At 57.3% G+C, this 19,588-nt stretch carries 13 protein-coding genes and 1 pseudogene; 11 read left to right on the forward strand and 3 right to left on the reverse strand.

All coding sequences use genetic code 11. From position 1 onward, the window contains the following. The first annotated feature begins 124 nt into the window (after positions 1 to 124). From E1958_RS09535 to E1958_RS09555, 5 genes are all read left to right on the forward strand, one after another. Positions 125 to 1,363: a CoA transferase gene (locus E1958_RS09535; protein WP_133511680.1), complete on the forward strand. Its 1,239-nt coding sequence runs from the start codon at positions 125 to 127 to the stop codon at positions 1,361 to 1,363. Further along, positions 1,360 to 2,253 carry an HTD2 family dehydratase gene (locus E1958_RS09540; protein WP_207787780.1) on the forward strand — a complete coding sequence of 298 codons (894 nt, stop codon included), beginning with the start codon at positions 1,360 to 1,362 and terminating at the stop codon, positions 2,251 to 2,253. Before E1958_RS09535 ends, E1958_RS09540 begins: the two co-directional genes overlap by 4 nt. 502 nt (positions 2,254 to 2,755) lie before the next feature. Next, positions 2,756 to 3,070, forward strand: coding sequence for a CopG family ribbon-helix-helix protein (locus tag E1958_RS09545; protein ID WP_133511682.1), 315 nt, complete (start codon positions 2,756 to 2,758; stop codon positions 3,068 to 3,070). 246 nt (positions 3,071 to 3,316) lie between these two features. Continuing rightward, on the forward strand, positions 3,317 to 4,771 hold the full coding sequence (gene gatA, locus E1958_RS09550; RefSeq protein WP_133511683.1) for an Asp-tRNA(Asn)/Glu-tRNA(Gln) amidotransferase subunit GatA: 1,455 nt from the start codon (positions 3,317 to 3,319) through the stop codon (positions 4,769 to 4,771). 193 nt (positions 4,772 to 4,964) lie between these two features. Beyond that, positions 4,965 to 6,437, forward strand: a complete 1,473-nt coding sequence (locus E1958_RS09555; protein WP_133511684.1) for a cobyric acid synthase — start codon at positions 4,965 to 4,967, stop codon at positions 6,435 to 6,437. A 44-nt stretch (positions 6,438 to 6,481) separates the two neighbouring features. Here the strand turns inward: E1958_RS09555 and E1958_RS09560 are convergent, their stop codons facing one another. Further along, positions 6,482 to 7,951 carry an O-antigen ligase family protein gene (locus tag E1958_RS09560; protein ID WP_165741969.1) on the reverse strand — a complete coding sequence of 490 codons (1,470 nt, stop codon included), beginning with the start codon at positions 7,949 to 7,951 and terminating at the stop codon, positions 6,482 to 6,484. 878 nt (positions 7,952 to 8,829) lie between these two features. Between E1958_RS09560 and E1958_RS09565 the strand changes: the two genes are divergently transcribed. From E1958_RS09565 to E1958_RS09580, 5 genes and pseudogenes are all read left to right on the forward strand, one after another. After that, a complete protein-coding gene (locus tag E1958_RS09565) occupies positions 8,830 to 9,459 on the forward strand; it encodes a polysaccharide biosynthesis/export family protein (protein ID WP_165741965.1) in 630 nt (209 codons plus the stop codon). Positions 9,460 to 9,476: 17 nt separating this feature from the next. After that, the gene (locus E1958_RS09570; RefSeq protein WP_133511687.1) at positions 9,477 to 11,789 is read left to right on the forward strand and encodes a GumC family protein; all 2,313 of its coding nucleotides are present in this window, start codon (positions 9,477 to 9,479) and stop codon (positions 11,787 to 11,789) included. A gap of 144 nt (positions 11,790 to 11,933) precedes the next feature. After that, positions 11,934 to 12,353 (forward strand): annotated as a pseudogene (locus E1958_RS21990) (J domain-containing protein); the annotation flags it as partial. 204 nt (positions 12,354 to 12,557) lie between these two features. Then, positions 12,558 to 13,361 (forward strand): hypothetical protein, encoded by an 804-nt coding sequence (locus E1958_RS21275; RefSeq protein WP_243725254.1) that lies wholly within the window; start codon positions 12,558 to 12,560, stop codon positions 13,359 to 13,361. A 100-nt stretch (positions 13,362 to 13,461) separates the two neighbouring features. Then, the gene (locus tag E1958_RS09580; RefSeq protein WP_133511689.1) at positions 13,462 to 14,775 is read left to right on the forward strand and encodes a hypothetical protein; all 1,314 of its coding nucleotides are present in this window, start codon (positions 13,462 to 13,464) and stop codon (positions 14,773 to 14,775) included. Positions 14,776 to 14,779: 4 nt separating this feature from the next. Here E1958_RS09580 and E1958_RS09585 read toward each other — a convergent pair whose 3' ends face one another. Both E1958_RS09585 and E1958_RS09590 read right to left on the reverse strand, forming a co-directional pair. After that, positions 14,780 to 16,048 (reverse strand): glycosyltransferase family 4 protein, encoded by a 1,269-nt coding sequence (locus E1958_RS09585; protein ID WP_133511690.1) that lies wholly within the window; start codon positions 16,046 to 16,048, stop codon positions 14,780 to 14,782. 1 nt (position 16,049) lies between these two features. Further along, a complete protein-coding gene (locus E1958_RS09590) occupies positions 16,050 to 17,675 on the reverse strand; it encodes a heparinase II/III family protein (RefSeq protein ID WP_133511767.1) in 1,626 nt (541 codons plus the stop codon). Positions 17,676 to 18,334: 659 nt separating this feature from the next. Between E1958_RS09590 and E1958_RS09595 the strand changes: the two genes are divergently transcribed. Further along, a complete protein-coding gene (locus tag E1958_RS09595) occupies positions 18,335 to 19,438 on the forward strand; it encodes an SGNH/GDSL hydrolase family protein (protein WP_133511691.1) in 1,104 nt (367 codons plus the stop codon). Positions 19,439 to 19,588 lie beyond the last annotated feature (150 nt).

The raw sequence follows: 19,588 nt of genomic DNA on the forward strand, positions 1-19,588 counted from the left end.
TTGACAGGATTTATAATTGATTATTCAGAAAATAATCCTGTTAATCCTGATCATCCTGTTAATCTTGTCCTATTAGCGGTTGGCACTAAGATTATGTCAACAACCCTTAGTATCGGAGGCATCCATGTTCAAGATTCTGGAAGGTCTGCGTGTCGTCGAGTCCTCGGCCTTCGTCGCCTGCCCCCTCGGCGGCATGACCCTGGCGCAACTCGGCGCGGATGTCATACGTTTCGACCCCATTCGCGGCGGGATCGACGCCCGCAGATGGCCCATCACCAAGAACGGCAAGAGCCTGTACTGGGTCGGTCTCAACAAGGGCAAACGATCCCTAGCCATCGACGCGAGCAAGCCGGAGGGACAAGAACTTCTGGGCGAGCTGATCGCCGCGCCCGGTGCGGGCAAGGGTATCTTCTCGACCAACCTGCGTGCCGACAAGGGCTGGATGAGCTATGGCGAGCTCAAGAAGCGCCGGGAGGACCTGATCATGGTCAACCTACTCGGCAGCTCCGACGGGACCTCGGCCGTGGACTATACGGTCAACTGCGCCGCCGGGTTTCCCTTTGTGACCGGCAATCATCATGCCGAAGGTCCGCCGCGGCCGGTCAACCATGTCCTGCCGGCTTGGGACGCCCTGGCCGGGGTCAACCTGGCCCTGGCGATCCTGGCCGCCGAGCGTCACCGGCGCCTGACGGGCGAAGGTCAGTTGGTCAGATTGGCGCTGTCCGACATCGCCTTCGCCATAACCGGGCACCTGGGATTCATTCAGGAGGCCCAGATCAACCAGGAAGACCGCAAGGGCTACGGCAACTACCTCTATGGCGCCTATGGCAGCGCGTTCGAGACCAGCGACGGGCGCTGGCTCTATATCGTGGTGGTGACCGGCTATATGTGGAAGGAACTGCTCAAGGTCACCGGTCTGGGTGACGCCATCGGTGCCATCGCAGCCAGGCTGGACCTCGATTTCAGGAAAGAAGGCGACCGCTTTCTCGCCAGCGAGGAAATCTCGGTACCCATTCGCGCCTGGTGCGCCCAACGCACCCTGGGGGAGATCGAAGCGACTTTCAAAGGCACCGGCGTCTGTTGGGGCCCCTACCGCACCTTCCGACAGATGTTGGCAGAGGACCCCCGGGTCTCTACCACCAATCCCATGTTCTCCGAGCTCGAACAGCCCGGCATCGGCCCCTATCTGGTCCCCGGCTCACCGATCGACTTCGGCGCCTTTAGCCGCGAGCCCCCGCGTCGGGCCCCGCTGCTGGGCGAGCACACGGATGAGATCCTGAGCCAAGACCTGGGGCTGAGCAACAGCGAGATCGGCCGGTTGCGCGCGGCGGGCGTGGTTGCCGGACCTGTGGAGGTTTCATGATGAGCGACCAAAACAAGCCCCAAGGCAAGCCCCAAAACAAACCATTATCCGATTGGATCGGGTCCCGAGAGATCCGCGAAGAGACCATCGCCGAGTTTCCGGCCCAGGCCGCGGCCGCCATGCTGGATTTGGACGGGGAACCCATGACCCCCCCCATGAGCCAAGGCGATCCCCTGCCCCCCTTGTGGCACTGGTTCTACTTCCTGCCCAAGGCTGCTCGCTCCCGGATCGACAGCGACGGCCATCCCAAGCGCGGCGGCTTTTTTCCGCCCGTTACGCTGCCGCGGCGCATGTTCGCCGGCGCCCGGACTCGCTTCATCCGCCCTCTCACCATCGGGGAAGCGGCGACTCGCGAGGGCGAGATCCTCAATGTGGCGGAGAAATCCGGCAAGGCCGGAAAGCTGGTGTTCGTCACCGTGCGCTACCGGATCCGGCAGGACGGCGAAGTTCGTATCGAGGAAGAGCAGGACATCGTCTACAAGGAACCGGGGCCGATCATTCCAGAACCGATGCCTTTGCGATCCCTGCCCGATGTCCCCGCCGGGGCCTGGGTCGAAGAGATCACGCCCGATACCGTCCTGCTGTTTCGGTTCTCCGCCCTGACCTTCAACGCCCACCGCATCCACTACGACCGACCCTACGCCCTCGATGAAGAAGGCTATCCGGGCCTGGTCGTCCATGGCCCCCTGACCGCGGTGATGCTGGCCGGGCTGACGGTCAGACACAACCCCCACAAGCGCATCACCGAATTCAGCTTCCAGGGCCGAGCACCCTTGTTCGATCTGTATCCGTTCCGGCTCATCGGCCGCCCGGAGGGCGATACGGTCACCCTGGAGGCCCAGGGACCGGACGGCAAGACCACCATGCAGGCGACGGCGGTGCTGGGTTAACGCGCCATTCTTCGTGTCTTTGTGGCTTTGTGTGAGAAAGACGAACGTCACACAAAGCCACAAAGGGGTACAAGGATGAAAGGGGAACGACAGATCGGTTAGGTAAGTGCGAATTGGGGTGGTGTGGATGACTTTCTAAAGGATCTCGGCGGACGAGATTAACGTTGGGGTTCGTTCCTCACCCCAACCTACGCGCTAGTACAGATGCTCTCAACTTGCGACCGATTTGCATTGATCGGCGGTAAAAAGCGGAACCGCCGAGGTTATGATTGAGTATGGGAAGAATGATTCGGTCGCTTCGATCTATCCACAGATGACACGGATTTTCACAGATTAAAAACGAAACAATCTGCGGAATCTGTGGACAGATAAAGATCATGTAATCTTTTGCGACCGATTTGCGTTCATTAGCGTTCATTTAGGCAAAAAATAATTCCCATCTTGAGCGCGGTCGCCGATGTGCTACTCTATACTAAACCTGTAACACAAAGGGGCTGCCGCCATGAACGAAGCAACTTTCACCTTTCGGGTCGATGAGGTACTGAAAAACGAGTTCGCCGCGGCTGCGAAATCTCGTGACCGGACCGGCGCCCAGCTCCTGCGTGACTTCATGCGCGACTTCGTGCGGCAACAGCAAGAAGCCGCCGAGCATGACGCCTGGTTCCGACGCCAGGTGCAGGTCGGCATCGACGCCGCCGACGCCGGTGATGTGATTGCGGCTGAGGAAGTCGAGGCCGAGGCCGCCGCCTGGCGGGCGGGGGTGCGGCGGAAGCTCGTGCAGCCTGATCAAGGTACCTCGGCGCCGTCGAACCCGTGAAGCTAGTTTGGACCCGCCCGGCGAGTACCGACCGGAAAGGGGTAGTGGTTAAATTCAAAGTGACATGGTTGTGCGACTTAACGATTCGACCCCCACTGCTTTTGCCATCCCTGGCGCCTGGATTCCGGCAATCCCTGCCGGAATGACGGGGTAGGGGTCGGCAGACTTCATCACTTAAAATTTAGCCACTACCCAATCACATCTAGCCGATCTCGTTTGATTGCCCCGAATCCGGGATCTTTACTCATGCACCATAAAACCATCGCCGAGCTGGCGGCCTGTCTGCGCCGGGGCGAGTTCACGAGCACCGACCTTACCCGTCGTTATTTGGCACGGATAGAATGCCTGGATCCGCACCTCAACAGCTACATCAGCGTCGATCCCGAGGGCGCCCTGGCGGCGGCCGGCCACGCGGATGTGCGACTGGGCCGAGGTGAAGGCGGCCCCCTCACCGGCATCCCCATTGCCCACAAGGACATCTTCTGCACCCAGGGGATCAAGACCAGCTGCGGCTCGTGCATGCTGGATAGCTTCATCGCGCCCTACAATGCCACGGTGGTGGAGCGGCTGGAGCAGGCCGGAGCCCTAGTGCTCGGCAAGACCAACATGGACGAGTTCGCCATGGGCTCCTCCAACGAGACCAGCTTCTACGGACCGGTGAGGAACCCTTGGGACGTGCGACGGGTTCCCGGCGGATCCTCCGGCGGCTCGGCGGCGGCGGTGGCCGCCCGCTTGTGCGCGGCGGCCACCGGCACCGACACCGGGGGCTCCATCCGGCAACCAGCCTCGTTCTGCGGGGTCACCGGCATCAAGCCCACCTATGGGCGGGTGTCGCGCTACGGCATGATCGCCTACGGCTCCTCCCTCGACCAGGGCGGCGTCATCGCCCGCACCGCGGAGGACTGCGCCCTGATCCTGCAGGCGATGGCCGGGTTCGATCCCAGGGATTCCACCAGCGTCGAGCGGCCCGTGCCCGACTATCCCGGCGGCCTGGATACGGACATCGTTGGGCTCTGCATCGGCGTCCCGGAAGAATGGCTCGGGACGGGCCTGGACCCAGGGGTCAGCGCCGTCGTCACGGCCGCCTTGACCCGATTCGAGGCCATGGGCGCCCGGGTCGAGCAGATCCGGCTCCCCCATAGCCCCCTGTGCATCGCCGGCTACTATGTGATAGCCATGTCCGAGGCCTCGTCCAACCTGGCCCGCTACGATGGAGTACGCTTCGGGCACCGATGCCAGGAACCCGCCGACCTGACGGATCTCTACCGACGCTCGCGGGCGGAGGGCTTCGGCACCGAGGTCAAACGGCGCATCATGATCGGCACCTATGCCCTCTCCGCTGGCTACTATGACGCCTACTACCTGAAGGCCCAGAAGATCCGCCGCCTGATCGCCGACGACTTCCGCCGGGCGTTCGAGCAGGTCGATGTCATCATGGGGCCGGTGGCCCCGACCCCCGCCTTCCTCCTAGGCGCCAAGACCGATGATCCGGTCCAGATGTACCTGGGCGACATCTATACTCTCTCCCTCAACCTGGCCGGCCTCCCTGGCCTGTCCATCCCCGCCGGATTCAGCGCGGACCTCCCCGTGGGCCTGCAGCTCATCGGGGACTATTGGGACGAGACTCGTCTACTGGCTATCGCCCACCAGTGGCAGCAGACCACGGACTGGCATCGGACTGCCCCTGATTTTGAACCCTAAGGGTAAAACTCCAATTCGCAGATTTTCACAGGTTGTCAAAATCTTCCTGAGGACAGGGTTCCGGTCGCACAAACATTGCTTCATCGCCTCATGGAGGTCATAGCGATGACCATCGATGATCTTTGGTCGTCATGAAACTGTCGAGTTCGGCTACAAGCCCATACCCTGAGGTCGGGTACGCCGAGGTGAAGGCATGACCGCCCGCACGCTGATGGTGCAAGGGACGACTTCGAACGCGGGGAAGAGCCTGCTGGTGACAGCCCTGTGCCGCTGGTTGGTCCGGCAGGGGGTTCGGGTCGCGCCCTTTAAGCCCCAGAACATGGCGTTGAACAGTGCCGTAACCACGGACGGGGGTGAGATCGGGCGGGCGCAGGCGCTGCAGGCAATCGCCTGCCGGCTGGAGCCGCAGATTGATATGAACCCGGTTCTGCTCAAGCCTAATACGGATACCGGTGCGCAGGTTATCGTCCAGGGTCATGCGGTGGGCAATATGGATGCACGCCGCTACCACGCTTACAAACGCATCGCACGTACGGCGGTGTTCGAGGCTTACCGGCGCTTGGCCTCGCGTTTCGACGCCGTGATCGTCGAGGGCGCGGGTTCGCCGGCGGAGATCAATCTGCGCACCGACGATATCGCCAACATGGGATTTGCCGAGGGGGTCGATTGTCCGGTGATCCTCATCGCCGACATTGAGCTCGGGGGGGTATTCGCCCATCTCTACGGCACCCTGGCCCTGTTGTCGGAGAGCGAACGGGCCCGTACCTTGGGTATGGTCATCAATCGGTTTCGCGGCGACCTCGAGCTCCTGCGGCCGGGGTTGGACTGGCTGGAGGAAAACACCGGGCGGCGGGTTCTAGGCGTGCTGCCCCATCTGCACGGATTGCACCTGGACGCGGAGGATTCCCTGGCGTGCCGGCAAGCGTCTGCGCCTGCGGCCGATACCGAGCACATTCGCGTCGTGGTTCCCGTACTTCCGCGCGTCAGCAATCACACCGATTTCGATCCCCTGGTCCTCCACCCGCAGGTGGATCTGCGCTTCATCGGCCGCGACGATGCCATCCCGCCTGCCGATCTGATCGTCCTGCCGGGTTCCAAGAGCGTGCGCTCCGACCTGGCCTGGCTGCGGGAGCAGGGTTGGGAGGCAGCGCTGCAGCGGCATGTGCGCTACGGCGGTAAGCTCATCGGCATCTGCGGCGGGTTCCAGATGCTCGGCACCCAGGTGCACGACCCCCTCGGTCTGGAAGGTGATCCAGGCAGTACCCCAGGGCTGGGATTCCTCGCTATGGAAACCAGTCTGGAGCCGGAGAAACAACTGCGCAACGTCCGAGGCAGGCTTACCATCGGCGACGCCGAAGCGAGCGGTTACGAGATTCACGCCGGGGTAACCCGAGGACCGGCGCTGGCACGCCCGGCGGTCCTCCTGGACTCCCATTGCGATGGGGCCCTGAGCCGCGATGGTCGAGTACTCGGCACCTACGTGCATGGCCTGTTCGACCTCGACGCTGCCTGTGCGGCGCTGCTACACTGGGCGGGACTGCGGGGACAGCGGCAAACGGACTTCCGCGCGACTCGGGAGGCGGCCATCGACCGGATTGCCGACCTGGTTCAGGAGCACTTGGATACCGAATGGCTCCTACGTCTACTCGACCTAAAGGCAGCGTGAACCCGAATGACATCCTTTTCTATCCGCAGGTTACGCAGCTAGGACTAATCCAGGAACGGATTTTTGATCTGATCGGATGCCGGCTCCATCGGTTTAACGACAGGACCACCGGGGCTGGTGGTTGGCATCGAATCGGGAAGTGGTCGCTCCCTGCCATGTCCCCTGCTGCTCACTGCCCGTTGGTCAGGATCACTGAAAAAGATACCTGCCAGAAACGCGAAGTAGACCATGTTTGCGGGAATAAGGAGGTTGTAGTCGACAAACTCATGGAGAAGTAAAAGGAAAATGCCGATGCCGGCGCCAACTTGTAAAAACCGGAAACGCGACCAAGCCTCTTTGGTCCAGACCTTCCCCCATTGGACCACATATAGACCGAGCAGCAAGGCAATGAGAAGGGCTACAAAGACACCGCCTTCGAACAACCATTCCAAGTAATCGTTGTGGGCGTGGTTGACGAAGAAATCACCCAATTCGGTAGGCTGAAAGGCGTGGAAGACATCCGGATAGGTGCCCGGACCGCTGCCGAGCGGAAAAAAGTCGAGAATCCCATCCACAGTAGCCGAAAAGACAATCCACCGGCTGTCCTCCTGGAGGTCAGCGGATGCGAAACGATCGAGTACCGGGGCCAGCCCGATGGCAATTCCGATTCCTACCACGAAGGTGAGGATCGTCCCGATCGGTCCGTACACATTGTTTCCACCGATCCGGCGACCGAAACTGAAGGTAACGGCAAGCACCGCTAATATGGTGAGACCGATGCCGGTCCGGGAGCGCGTAAAGATCATGCCTAAGAGCAGAAGCAGAGCCAGCGCGCCGTAGAGAAACGCCGCGTGACCTCGAAGCGTGGATAGAAAGAGGATACGTGCCCGCCAGCTCCGGGGATCACGCCGCTCATTGCGGCCGAGCGAATAGAGAAACAGTGCCAGCGTGACCGGTAAGACCAGCTCGATCAAGCCCGCGAGGTGATTGCGATTGGTGTAGGTACCGACGCCGCTATCGACGCTATAAGGAAGCCCCAAGTGCAGAAGGCTTTTCGGTCCACCGCCGAACTGCATAAGGCCCAGTGCAGCCTGAATACCGGCGATTGCCATGACGAGCAGGATCAGTTGGTCTAGGTGGGAGCGGGCAAGTTTCCTGGTGGCGACAAAGACAGCGACGGGGATCAGGAGTGTAAGCCATGCCGATTCGGTCTCAAGCGGATAGATGGATAAGGTAGGGGCCCGCATGAGCTGGTCTTGTCCGCTCAAGGCAAGTGCCTCAAGGTATTTGTCACGCCCAGGCAGCCAATCCAAAGGCAAACCCGGCACCGGAATGATGAAGAGAAGGGGGAAAAGAAACAGAAGTGCAAGGACGATTATTTCCGATTTTCTCAGCCTATGGGAAGCAGCAGGTGTCCAGAGCGATAAGAGGAGCACCAAGACAGCGAGCAGCTGCAAGGTGAGCAAGGGCACCGGTTCCTGTCCGGCGCGAAACAGGGGGGCGAATATCAAGATGGTACCGAGCAGCCAAGGCATCACAGCCCTAAGGTGCCCAACGGAGTTGTCATTTGCCATGTAGGTAAAGACGCTAAATAAGCTGTAGGACAATCATGTAAGTCGGACCGGCTCTTGGCCTGGCCAAGTCGCAAACCCAATGCCATTACCGGTCAGCGAAAAAGAGGAAAAACTACGAATCACGCGAATCCTCGCAAATGGATTCGGATTCGCGCGCTTCGTCGTTTTCTCTTCCGCATCCTGACCGACCACGACAAGCGGTCAGCAGCTAACTTAATGGCATTGGTCGCAAACCTTACCTGGGATTATGCAGCATGCGCATGGTCGAGTCCAAACACCACGAAGGTGCGCGAACCTCGAAGGTGCGCGAACCTCGTGCGCCGTTAGCTTCCAGTCGCGGGCTTCCAGCCGCCAGCCGGGACGGGCGCGTATGGATTCTGCCGAAGACATAGTGGTGGGACGGACCACCGCTGCAACGGCTGGTGACTGGTAGCTAGACGGGCTAGGCTGCGCTCACCCGACAACGCACCCGACAACATGAGCTGTCCAACAGCCGACCAGATCACTTTTCCTATGCTCAATCAAGCCCTTGTTGGGTGGCGCTGGAGCATCAGGATTTCTCCCACACCTGTCTTGCAGCAGGCAAGCCGGAACATGTCCGAAGTTTGGTCGAAGGATCGATTTTTTACTATGATGTTCTTGGTGCTTCGGTCTTCGCCGGATGTTGGCATCCCACCTCCCTCCATGAGCTTTACTTCATGTACATTTATCAGTTACTTTGTATTTTTCTTTCGGTGCTGATCTTCCAGGCATGCTCGTCACCTGGAGCCGTAACTGCGTCGGATGACAGCCGTGCCGCGCGCCCTTCTGCTTCCGATTCACAATCCGGTGGGCCGGCAATGGCCCAGGAATCCCATGGTGGCGGACAGATGGTCCCGGCGGTTGTCGGGTTGCCGCCGAGTCCGGGCAACGACGCTATTTATCGCATAGGACCGCACGATCTGTTGGAGATAGAGGTTTTCAATGTCGATGAGCTATCCAGTGAGGAACGCGTGAACGAGGATGGGAGTATCATTATGCCTCTGATCGGCAGTGTGTCCGTTGGTGGGCTTACGCTGCGGGAAGCAGAGCAAAGGCTCGCCGATATCCTGGGGCGGACCTACCTCCAAGATCCCCAAGTCAATATCTTCGTTTCGGAATATGCCAGTCAAGACGTAACGGTAGTCGGCGCGGTGAGAGAGCCTGGCGTATTTCCGCTAACGGGGCGCACGACATTGTTGCAGGTAATTGCACTGGCGGGGGGGCTCGCCAGTCTGGCAAACGAGGACGAGGTTGTTATCTTCCGAGGTCGGGGAACCTCCCATGCGCAGGCCTATGTCGTCAGTCTCGATAAGATCCAAGATGGCAATCTACCGGATCCCGTCTTAGTGGGCGATGACCGGGTCATCGTATCCAAGTCAGGGACCGTAGTCTTCTTAAAGGGCATCGTGGACACATTACGGGGCTTTGTGAGTTTCGGTACCCTATAGAGTCGGAATATAGGTCAATGTCAAGCGCAGTGAATCCGGCTGGCGCCATGCGGTCCGATCGTCAACTCGAGCCGGAGGTACGGAGCGGGAACCTGCAACAGCTAGAGGAGGTTGGAGTCTCCGTAAGCCATCGGGAGGACGACGAAGATCTCATCGATCTTCGAGAATATTGGAATATTCTGGTAAGGCGTAGAGCCACCGTTGCCATGGTTCTAGCCGTGTCGCTGGTGGTCGCTGTATTGGTCACCTTTCTGGCAACGCCGGTTTTTCGTGCCGAGACACTGATCCAGATAGATCGTGAAGAGGGAAAGGTTCTGGAGTACCAGGACCTAACGACCCAGGAATCTTTTAATTCCAAGGATTTTTATCAAACCCAGTACGAGCTTCTCCGGAGCCGAAGCCTTGCAGGACGCGTCATCGACCAGCTTGGCCTGCGGTCCGCGGGCGCGGGCGCCTCCGATGCATCGGATACAGATGCACTCTCATTTTTCAGTGAAGTTGCCGGTACCATCACAGATTGGATAAAGGGCGACAGTTCACAGGCGGAAGAAGTCGTGGAACCCGACGTGAAGACCCTGTTCTTGGCAAATCTCGGGGTCCACCCAGTCAAGAAATCCAGACTGGTCCGGGTGAGTTATGACAGTCCGGATCCTAAGGAAGCGGCCGCTGTCGTCAATGCCATTGCGGAAAATTTCATTAACATGAACCTCGAGCGTCGCCACGAGGCCTCAGCGTACGCCAAGACCTTTTTGGAAGAGCAAACTGAGCAGGTGCAGGCAAACTTGGAGGATTCCGAACGGCGGTTAGTGGCCTATGCACGAGAGCGGGAAATCATAAACCTCGATGACAAGCTCGAGATCCTGATGCAGAAGCTCAAGGAAATGAGCTCAGAGCTTATCCAAGCGGAGTCGGCGCGCATCTCGGCAGAGGCCAAGTACCAGGAGATGCTGAAAGAAGGCCCGGCCAGTACCACCGCCGCCAGCCTCGGAAACCGTGTCGTTGAGAGCTTCAAGGCACGCAAGGCCGACCTCGATATCGAGTACCAAGAGCTGATTAAGATCTATAAACCCAGCTATCCGCGGATGCGGCAGCTCCAAAAGCAGATCGCCGAGATCGATCGGAAGATTGCCGACGAATTGGCGGCTATTGCCAAGTCGGTCGAGACCGACTTCAAAGCCCAGATACGCAGGGAAGCAAAGATCAGGCTGCGTATCAGCGAGATCAAAGAAGAGATTCTCGCGCTGCAGGACCGCAGTACCGATTATCAAACGCTCAAACGCGAGGTGGACACGAACCGGGGGCTTTACGATGGCTTGCTTCAGCGCATGAAGGAAGTCGGTGTCGCCGCCGGTGTCGGAACTAACAATATCTCCGTTGTCGATTCCGCCGAGATCCCGCGTGGCCCCTATAAGCCAAACCTCAAGAAAAACCTTGCGATCGCACTTGCGCTCGGCCTGTTTGGCGGCATTTTGTTGGCGTTTCTCTCCGAGTCCATGGACGACACGATGAAGAGCAGCGAACAGGTAGAGAAACATGCCGGAGTACCGGTATTGGGTATCGTACCCTTCGTGTCCGCCGCGAACCAGGATAGCGAAGTGCAATCCGTTTCGTTACTCGCCCACCAAGCTCCACAAAGCGTCCTCGGTGAGGCTTTCCGTTCGTTGCGTACGTCCCTCATTTTTGCGACTGCGGAGGGTGCTCCCAGGGTTCTCCATTTCACGAGCTCAAGTCCGAGCGAAGGCAAGACGATGGTAGCCGTGAATACAGCGGTTACCTTCGCGCAGACCGGCAACAAGGTATTGCTTATCGACGCGGATTTGCGCGATCCGTCGCTCCACCAGGTGTTTTTTCTTCCGAACACGGAAGGTCTCACGAACTATTTGGCCAGTGACGTCGAACCCGCACGGATCGCCCAGGCGACGAATATCTCGCGTCTGTTCGTGGTCACTGCCGGGCCTGTATCGCCGAATCCGGTCGAACTCCTTTCCAGCGGCAAAATGCTCGAACTTGTCAGCTTGGCGCAGGAAAAGTTCGACTATGTGCTCATTGATGGACCACCTGTTCTTGAGCTGGCGGATGCCCTGGTGCTTGCGAGTCTGGCCAGGGCGAGCCTGTTCGTTGTCGAAGCAGACAAGACACGTGCCGGAGTGTTGGCTGCCTCGATCAAACGGTTGTCGGGCGCAAATGCACGGATTGTCGGCTGCGTACTCAGCAAGGTCAGGTACGCTAGCGGTTACGGATACGGATACGGATACTACGACCCCTATCGCTATGGCTACAGAGCCGTGGACGAACAGGCAACTAGTCTACCCGAGCGATCGGTATCCTAAGAACCGGTCTGACTTACGACTGTTACCTGCGGAATCGAGATCCCGCTCAATCTCGTTAAAGCGATCCATTATTCGCCTCAATCGAGCGCCAAATCTGGCCCCTTGATCCCGCGCAGTCAGACAGGCATTGAATCCCACTGACGGATGGTTCCCGACCTAATTATCCTGGCGCTCGACTATTACCGGACGCCACTGCGGTTCTCTCATCTGGCAGATCCGGAGCGGGCGTTGTCCGAAAGCCTCGAGAATCTTATAGATGATATTGGCAGCGTATTGTCACCGCAAATCGTTGAGGCTGCCGCCAAGGCGCTGGGGATCCGACCGACAGAGGTCGAACGCGCAGTGCATTTTTTTCTACGCCACGTACTCTTGTCTCCGAGGAATGATCATTACCGGGTCCTGGGGCTGTCTGAGAACGCATCCGACGAAGCCATTCGTCGACACTACCAACTTCTCATTGGTATCTTCCACCCGGACCGATTCGGGGACGATTCCGAGTACGATACGGCATGTACGGCACGCATAAACGAAGCCTACGATGTCTTGAAGCATCCAGCCGAACGTCGGAAGTACGACCGACAGCGGACCTCTCGGTCACGGCGGGGAGCAGCCAAGGGAATCGATGGGGGGCTTGTGGGGTCCCATTCATCGACCTTACCCCTTGGGCCAACCAACGAACCTGGTGCACGAGTCTTGATTCGCAGGCCATGGCTGCCGACTAGGTACCTTGTTTGGTGGGGAGGGGGTGCAGCCTTGGTGGTAGTGACCTTGGCGATATTGTTTTCCAACAGGCAGCCGTTGCTCAGGGCTAATCCGGATCTGTCGCATGATCCGTTGGTGACTCTACCGTACCTCAAGGCATCGCCTATCAATCCGATTCAGCACCCCGATCGATCCTTTCCGGCCAATACCGCCATTGGTACCCGGGAAGCCGGGCCTTTTCAGTCGCCGAGACCTCCCACGGTCGTCGCCTCGTCGGCACACCTCGACCCATCGGACTTTCAGGAGAAGGAAAAACTCAAGGAGAAGACACGAAGCCAGCCGGGGAAGCGTCAGCCTTCGGATTTGGGGACATTTGCCAAATGGCATAGCGAAGGGGAAACGGGCCGAATCTTGCCGAAACAGACGGAATCACGAGAGGCAAGCCGAACCCGGCTTGATTTGATCGCCCGGCTGATCAACTCCTATCATGCGGGCAATCTGGATGGCTTGGTGGGCCTGTTTACGGCCGATGCGCAGGTAAACAACGGTAGTGGAACGGATTTTATCCGGAAAGACTATGCCGGGTTGTTTGCCGAGACGTCGGGGCGTCGATTGTCCATCGGTAATCTGAAATGGGAATCCAAGAACGGCGGTAGAGCAGTTGGTCGGGGTGGGTATCAAGCACACATCAAGGAGCGCCGAAACGCCACATGGCAGTCTTCATCAGGGGAGGTGCTGATCGAGCTCGCCCCATGGATGTCCGGTTACAGGATTGCTAAGCTGATCTATACCCTAAAGGCTATTTCAGGGGCTGTTCAGCCCAGTATCCGAAAACTGTGGTTTCCAGGTGCCAACCATGGGGGAGAGTAAGGCTCCTCCCCTAATGAATAAAGTGCCGCCCGCTGCTTCAGTGGGATACGCAGGCCAGCAGACGAAGCTGCTGAAAAGCGGCGAAAGGACATAACGTTACATGCTGATTTTACGGCGCGTCTTGTTAGTCATTGTGGCCACCTTTTTAGGGTGGCGCATGATGTCTTTCGGCATCAGTGAATATTACCTGGGGAGGGCGTCCGCAGGGGACGCTTCGGCAATCGACAGGGCACTCGTTTGGAATCGACGGCATCCGGATACCCTGTACCGAAAATCCCAAACAATCGGGGAAGAGGATCCCACAGGCTCGTCAAACCTATTGTGGCGATCGTTTGCCGAAAATCCTGCTTCCTCGTTTCCCTTGCTTGTGCTTGCGGACAAGGCAAAAAATGCGGGCGACCGAGACCAAGCCGATGCATTGATCAGGATCGGCGCCGAATTGATGCCGGCTAATCCGACAGTCCAAATCCTTGTGGGTAACTATTGGGCAACTCTAAGGAATGTCGGTGCGGCGATGACCTATTGGTCGCAGGCACTCGTGGCAAGCCGGCAAGCTTCGAACAAGCTGTTCCCGACGTTGCTCAGGCTGGCTGAGGAACCACGGACCATCGGTTTCTTCCGGTCCCTGGCGGAATCTCCGCCGTCATGGTGGGAAGGTTTCTTCCGATACGTGACAAGACAGGCGCAGGATCTGGAAACGGTCAGAACGCTTTATGCCTTTCGCCGCACCACGGATGGCCCCCCCCCGACACGGGAGGAACGCGACCACTATACCCGGCGCTTGAAGCGAGAAGGCAAAATTACGGAGGCCTACTTGGTATGGGTAAACGGGCTCGACGAAGTGGAACAGGCACACCTAGGGATCATCAATAACCGAAGCTTTGAAATCGAACCGACGAACACCGGATTCGATTGGCATCTCGATCGTACCGATCGGGTTATCGTCACTACCGCGACCACTGTCGGAGTTGAAGGCAAGCAGGCGCTTCATTTGACCTTCAGGCGTCGAGAGAAGCCCTATCGCCACATCTACCAGCCGTTGTTCCTGGATCCGGGGGCCTCCTACCGCGTGACGGGTAAAGTGCGTGTTGACAACCTCGATTCGCGGGGCGGACTCAAATGGGTCGTTGTTTGCCAATTTCCAACGCCCCGGGTTCTTGGGGAAAGCGGGAAGTTTCTGGGCTCGAGTGAGTGGTACGAATTTTCCTTCAGGGTCCAGGTGCCGACAGACTGCATGGTACAGGAGATCCGCCTCGTCTCCGCCGGAACCTATGGATTCGAGCACAAGATGACCGGCAGTATCTGGTTCGACGCCATATCGATGCACAAGGTCCTCACGCCACGCATAGAGGTCAAATCATCACCTCCGAACGAAACCTCGACGGCGGAGCCCGCCGGTTCGACAACGGATTGAGATTTCAACGCGCTCGACGTGAACGAGGCGCGCCACCGGTAATCGGATTTACCCCTGAAGTCACCCGCCTCAGTAACCCCAAATATCGCTGCGCCCACACGCGCCGGGAGTAGTGAATCTGTACATAATGGCGCCCGCGTTCACCCATCGCGGCGGCCTCGGCAGGATGCTCACGTAGATACAACACCTGTTCGGCCAAGGCCTCCGGTGTCTCGGGCGGCACGACAAGTCCCCCGCCGGACGCCATCAAGATCTCTGCGCTCCGCCCCTCGCCGGATAAGATCACGGGACACGCCATACTCAGTGCTTCAAACATCTTCGAGGGGTAGTTACCCTTAAAGAGCTCACTCTTTCGCAATGCCACAATACAAGCATCTGCTCCCTCGTAGAACCTGGGTACCTGTTCCTTGGGTTGGACCGGGTAGAAGACGCAATTTTGGAGGTCCTTCTGATCCTTCAGTCTTATCAGCTTCTCCTTTTCTGCCCCGTGGCCAACAAAGGTAAAGAGGATGTTCTGATCGGCAATGTACTGCGCGGCCTCAAGCAGCGTCTCCAGTTTCTGGCCCATTCCGTGAGTCCCAACGTAGACTACAACGAACCTATTTCCCCAGCCGAGTTCCTCACGGTACTGATCCCGTCGACCCTGCCTCGAAAAGTGCTCGAACAATACCCCGTTGGGTATTACGGCGAGCTTGCTCTCCGGTACATGGTACTTGGCTTGGATCTGCGCCTTGTAGCCTTCGCCGACGGCCACCAATCGATCACAGTGACGGTAAAGATAGCGGGTCAAACCGTCCAGCAGACGCACGAGGGGACCTTTCCGCATCAAACCGACGACTTCAATCGACTCCGGCCAGAGGTCACGGACCTCGAAAACGAAGGGGCGCCGCTTGAGTTTGGAGATGATGTAACCGCCTAGCCCAGCGAAGAACTGTGGCGAGGTGGCAACCACAACATCCGGCGACTGGATCCGGAATGACCCGAGAACGGCCGTGACCATGAAGCTCACGAAATCCAGGGTCCGCCGAAAAAAGCCCTGGTTGGCGGCCATATAGGTCCATACGCGGTAAACTTTGATCCCGTCCATGGTCTCTGTTTGCAGCAAAGCGTTACGATAACCCTGGTAGACCTTGCCGAAGGGAAAGTTCGGCGCGCAGGTGAGTACCGTCACCTGCTCCCCCACTTCCACCCATTCCCTGACGTGCTCGTAGGTCCTGGAAGCCGGGGCGTTGGTCTCCGGCGGGAAGTTGTCTGTCACGAACAGAATGTGCATATCAGACCCAACGGAGCACGACCTCACTGACCCGCCCCGGCAAGCCGACGCAGAGGCATCTGTTCGGCTCGCTGATGCCGAAGTGCGGATGATAGGTCGTCTTTTCAAGTACACAGCTCCCGGTTCTGATCTCCAAACCAATGGCCTGACCGCCGGGCAGACGTAATCGACCCCGTGAGCAATCCTCCGAAATCTCGACGGACATCTCAGGGTGAAAGTGAAAGCGGGCCTGTGCCTCGGTGCAAGGTCCCTCGATTTCGTCCCGCACCGCCAGATACCCCTTGCCGAGCTTCCAGCGACGTTTGTGCACTGGCCTTCCCGGCAAACGCCGATAGCCGTCATGGGCACAGCGTACCTGAATGCCGTCGTGCCTCTGCTCGACCTTTAGATCCCTGGGCCGCGCCCGGCGGGCGACCCTGAAGCCGGACCACACCTCACTGGAATCCTGCCCGTCGATAACCACCGTATTGTGCGCCGCGGTTCCACGCTGCCGTTCGCGCTCCGGGCCGGTCCCGTAGCAAGCCGTCCCCGAATTCACCAGCACCCGCTGGCCGAACAGCGAAAGCTCGAACGACAAGGTATCCGCGTGCGCGTGCCCAGGGATGTAATCGGGCCCGATCCTCGCAACATCCAGCAGCACGCAAGCAGCTTCCTGGTCCAAACGGATATAGCCGGTCGCGGTCAGATGCCGGATCGGTCCAGAGCCTGGAGCACAGGCCAGCAGACCCAGGCGCGTGGCATAGGCATCCAATTCCGCGGGTGGGCAGGCAATGTCGAAGGCCGCATCGTTGAACAAAGCGATCTCACCATCCGGATGACACATCACGGCGAGCCACTCGCGCATCGCCCCGATCAGCTTGCACAAGCGGGCCTCCCAGGCAGGGTCCACTCCGGCGTCCGGGTAGGTTCGCAGCAGATTGAGCAGGTCGAGCAGATCCTCCAGGATCAGACTATGGTACATGGGACTGAGCTCGAAGTGGCCCCCGTCGGACAGAATCTGCTCCTTCAGCTCCCGGTCCAGCACGGCCAGACCCTTCTCCACCCAGCGCCGCGCTTCCTCCCCCTGGAAGAACAGACCAGCGAACACCAACGCCTTGGCATTGGCTAACAGGTGATTGCCTAATAAATGGTACTCCAGGCGCCGGCTTAGATAGCGCACCTGTACCGCGAGGCTCCGCACCCAGGTCGGCGCCAGGGCGTTACCCGCCAGCGCCCACTTGATCCAGTTCACCAGGCGCATCGAGATGGGGTAAGGCTCCCAGCCGATCCCCACCGCGGGTGGATTCTCCGCCAGCCAACGCACGATCAGCGCGCGGTGCTGTTCGGTGCGGCCTTCTGCACCCTCGGCGTTCAGGTCGTCGAAATAATGCAGGTTATAGAGCCAGAGTTTTTCCCAACTCGGATGATTCCAGTCGGAAGGGGCCTTGATCGCGTACCGCTCATTCAGAAAACAGAAGGCATATTCGTTCAGAAGGGAAGGGTTCAGGAGCGAAGCAAGACGCCGGGCCGGGCGCTGCCAACGCCCTGTAGTGACCCTGACTGCCGGAGCCGGCGACAGGTCGGGCGTTGGTCGGTGGGCTTGGAACCAGAGACGGCTATACACTTGAATGGGCCGCAAATGCCGCATCGTGTAGAATAAGCGCAACCCACGCGCCAGCCCGGCCAAGGCTGGTACTCTTGCGCACAAAATCCGAAAACAGGAACCACGGATCACGCGAATCTGGAACTATTGAGGTGGACCCCGGAACCTAGCCGTCCAGGGACGTCAAACCACCACCATCGCAAGGCGACCAAATGGTTCCTTGGGGTCACCAACAACGAGCGCTGGCACCTGGAGCGGGCAGCAGCGATTCCCGTAACTTGCCCTCCCTGGCACCTGGATTCCGGCGTCCCAGCCGGAATGACGGCCTGCTGTTTTGGCGTAAGCCGGCACAACGGTGCTCCTGATTCGATCCAAGCGAGCAGTCATCGGCTCCTCTCCCCCGAAGGTATTACCTTTGGTTCTTTATGGATTCCAGACTGCTCGAAGGGGACGGCGGTCCGCAGCACTCTGACCGATGACAGAACAGGCAGTCTTTGTCTCAACAACAGCAAGTTATACGACGTCCCTCTGGCTTGCTGAGAAGGCGAATTTGCGCAAAATATCCTACCAGTCTGGAATCCATAAAGAGCCTTACCTTTTACGATACCCTCCCGCCGGGAGAGGGGTTGGGGTGAGGAAATCGAAACCGGGCATTCTCCATCCGAACTTAAACATTAGGGTTACAATAAAATACAGGTGACAGCATGTTTAAGATAAAAAAAGAGTTAATAGGCTCACTCCTATTGCTTCTAATATCTCTATCTATTTCTTTATTGATGGGAGAATTATTGATTCGGTGGTTAGCTCCTCAACAACTGCAGCGTGGATATGTTATTCCCGACGCTGATTTGGGCCATATATTGGGGCCTAATCAAGTTTATTATGATGAACTTGCGCCTAAATATTTCACCTATCATGTAAGAACAAATTCCAACGGATTGCGAATGGATGATGAAGTTGATTTATCGGTAGATAAAAAAAGAATAATAATGTTGGGCGATTCATTTACATTTGGATGGGGAGTCGAAATTGGGAAATCGTTTGCACAAATAATAAAGGAAAATATGGAAAAACAGTATCATAATATTCAGTTATTAAACGCAGGGATTGGTGCTTATTCAACCGGACACGTCTTAAAATACCTGAGAAGATTTCATAAAAAATTAGATATAGACGGCGTTATATATTTTATGAATTCAAACGATTTGCAAGATAATATGAAGACAAGCATAGATTATCAGGTTGTTTCACTTGATAAAACAGAATCTGGCTTAATAACCCTAAAAGATAAAAAAGTTTATTCACAAGTTAAACGATTCGTGGTAACCAAAGTTCCTTTATATGTTTGGTTAAATAAAAACTCTCATCTGTTTGTGTTCATAAAAAGAATCTTAAAAGGTTCAAGCAGAAATGCAGACCCTGTTGTAAAAGTAAGCGAAAACACTCTTTCGCCTGAAAATGAGAGGATGGTACATGCGGTAGCGATGGCTCATTTAGATCGATTATCAGAGTATTGTAAAGAAAACTCACTCCCATTGTTAGTTATTTGGATTCCCGATCAAAGAGAACTTTTCGCTGGGAATATACCATTCTATGAAAGGTTTAAGGGAAAAGTTGTAAAAAGAGCGTCAGAAACGAATTACAGTTATTATGATCCCACTAAAGAATTAAAGGCGATGGTTAGTGGGGAAGAAGTTAGTGATATTTATTTTCCAGAGGGCCACTATAATGAAAAAGGATACTATTACTATTCCTTGGCTGTCGAGGAATCTATTAGAGATTTTATCGATCAATATTATGGAATATGAACAGTCCTGACAAGGCAAACTTGATTTGCTTGGCTTTTCTCGTTCCCACGCAACGAGACTGTGAAAGTATTGCCGGATTTTCAGAGCTTCAGGGACAAGGAAACACAATTTCCTTATTTAGCCAAAAATCTTTCTCCTCGGCCCCACTTG

The organism is Candidatus Thiosymbion oneisti, from assembly GCF_004359955.1.
Lineage (GTDB): Bacteria > Pseudomonadota > Gammaproteobacteria > Chromatiales > Chromatiaceae > Thiosymbion > Thiosymbion oneisti.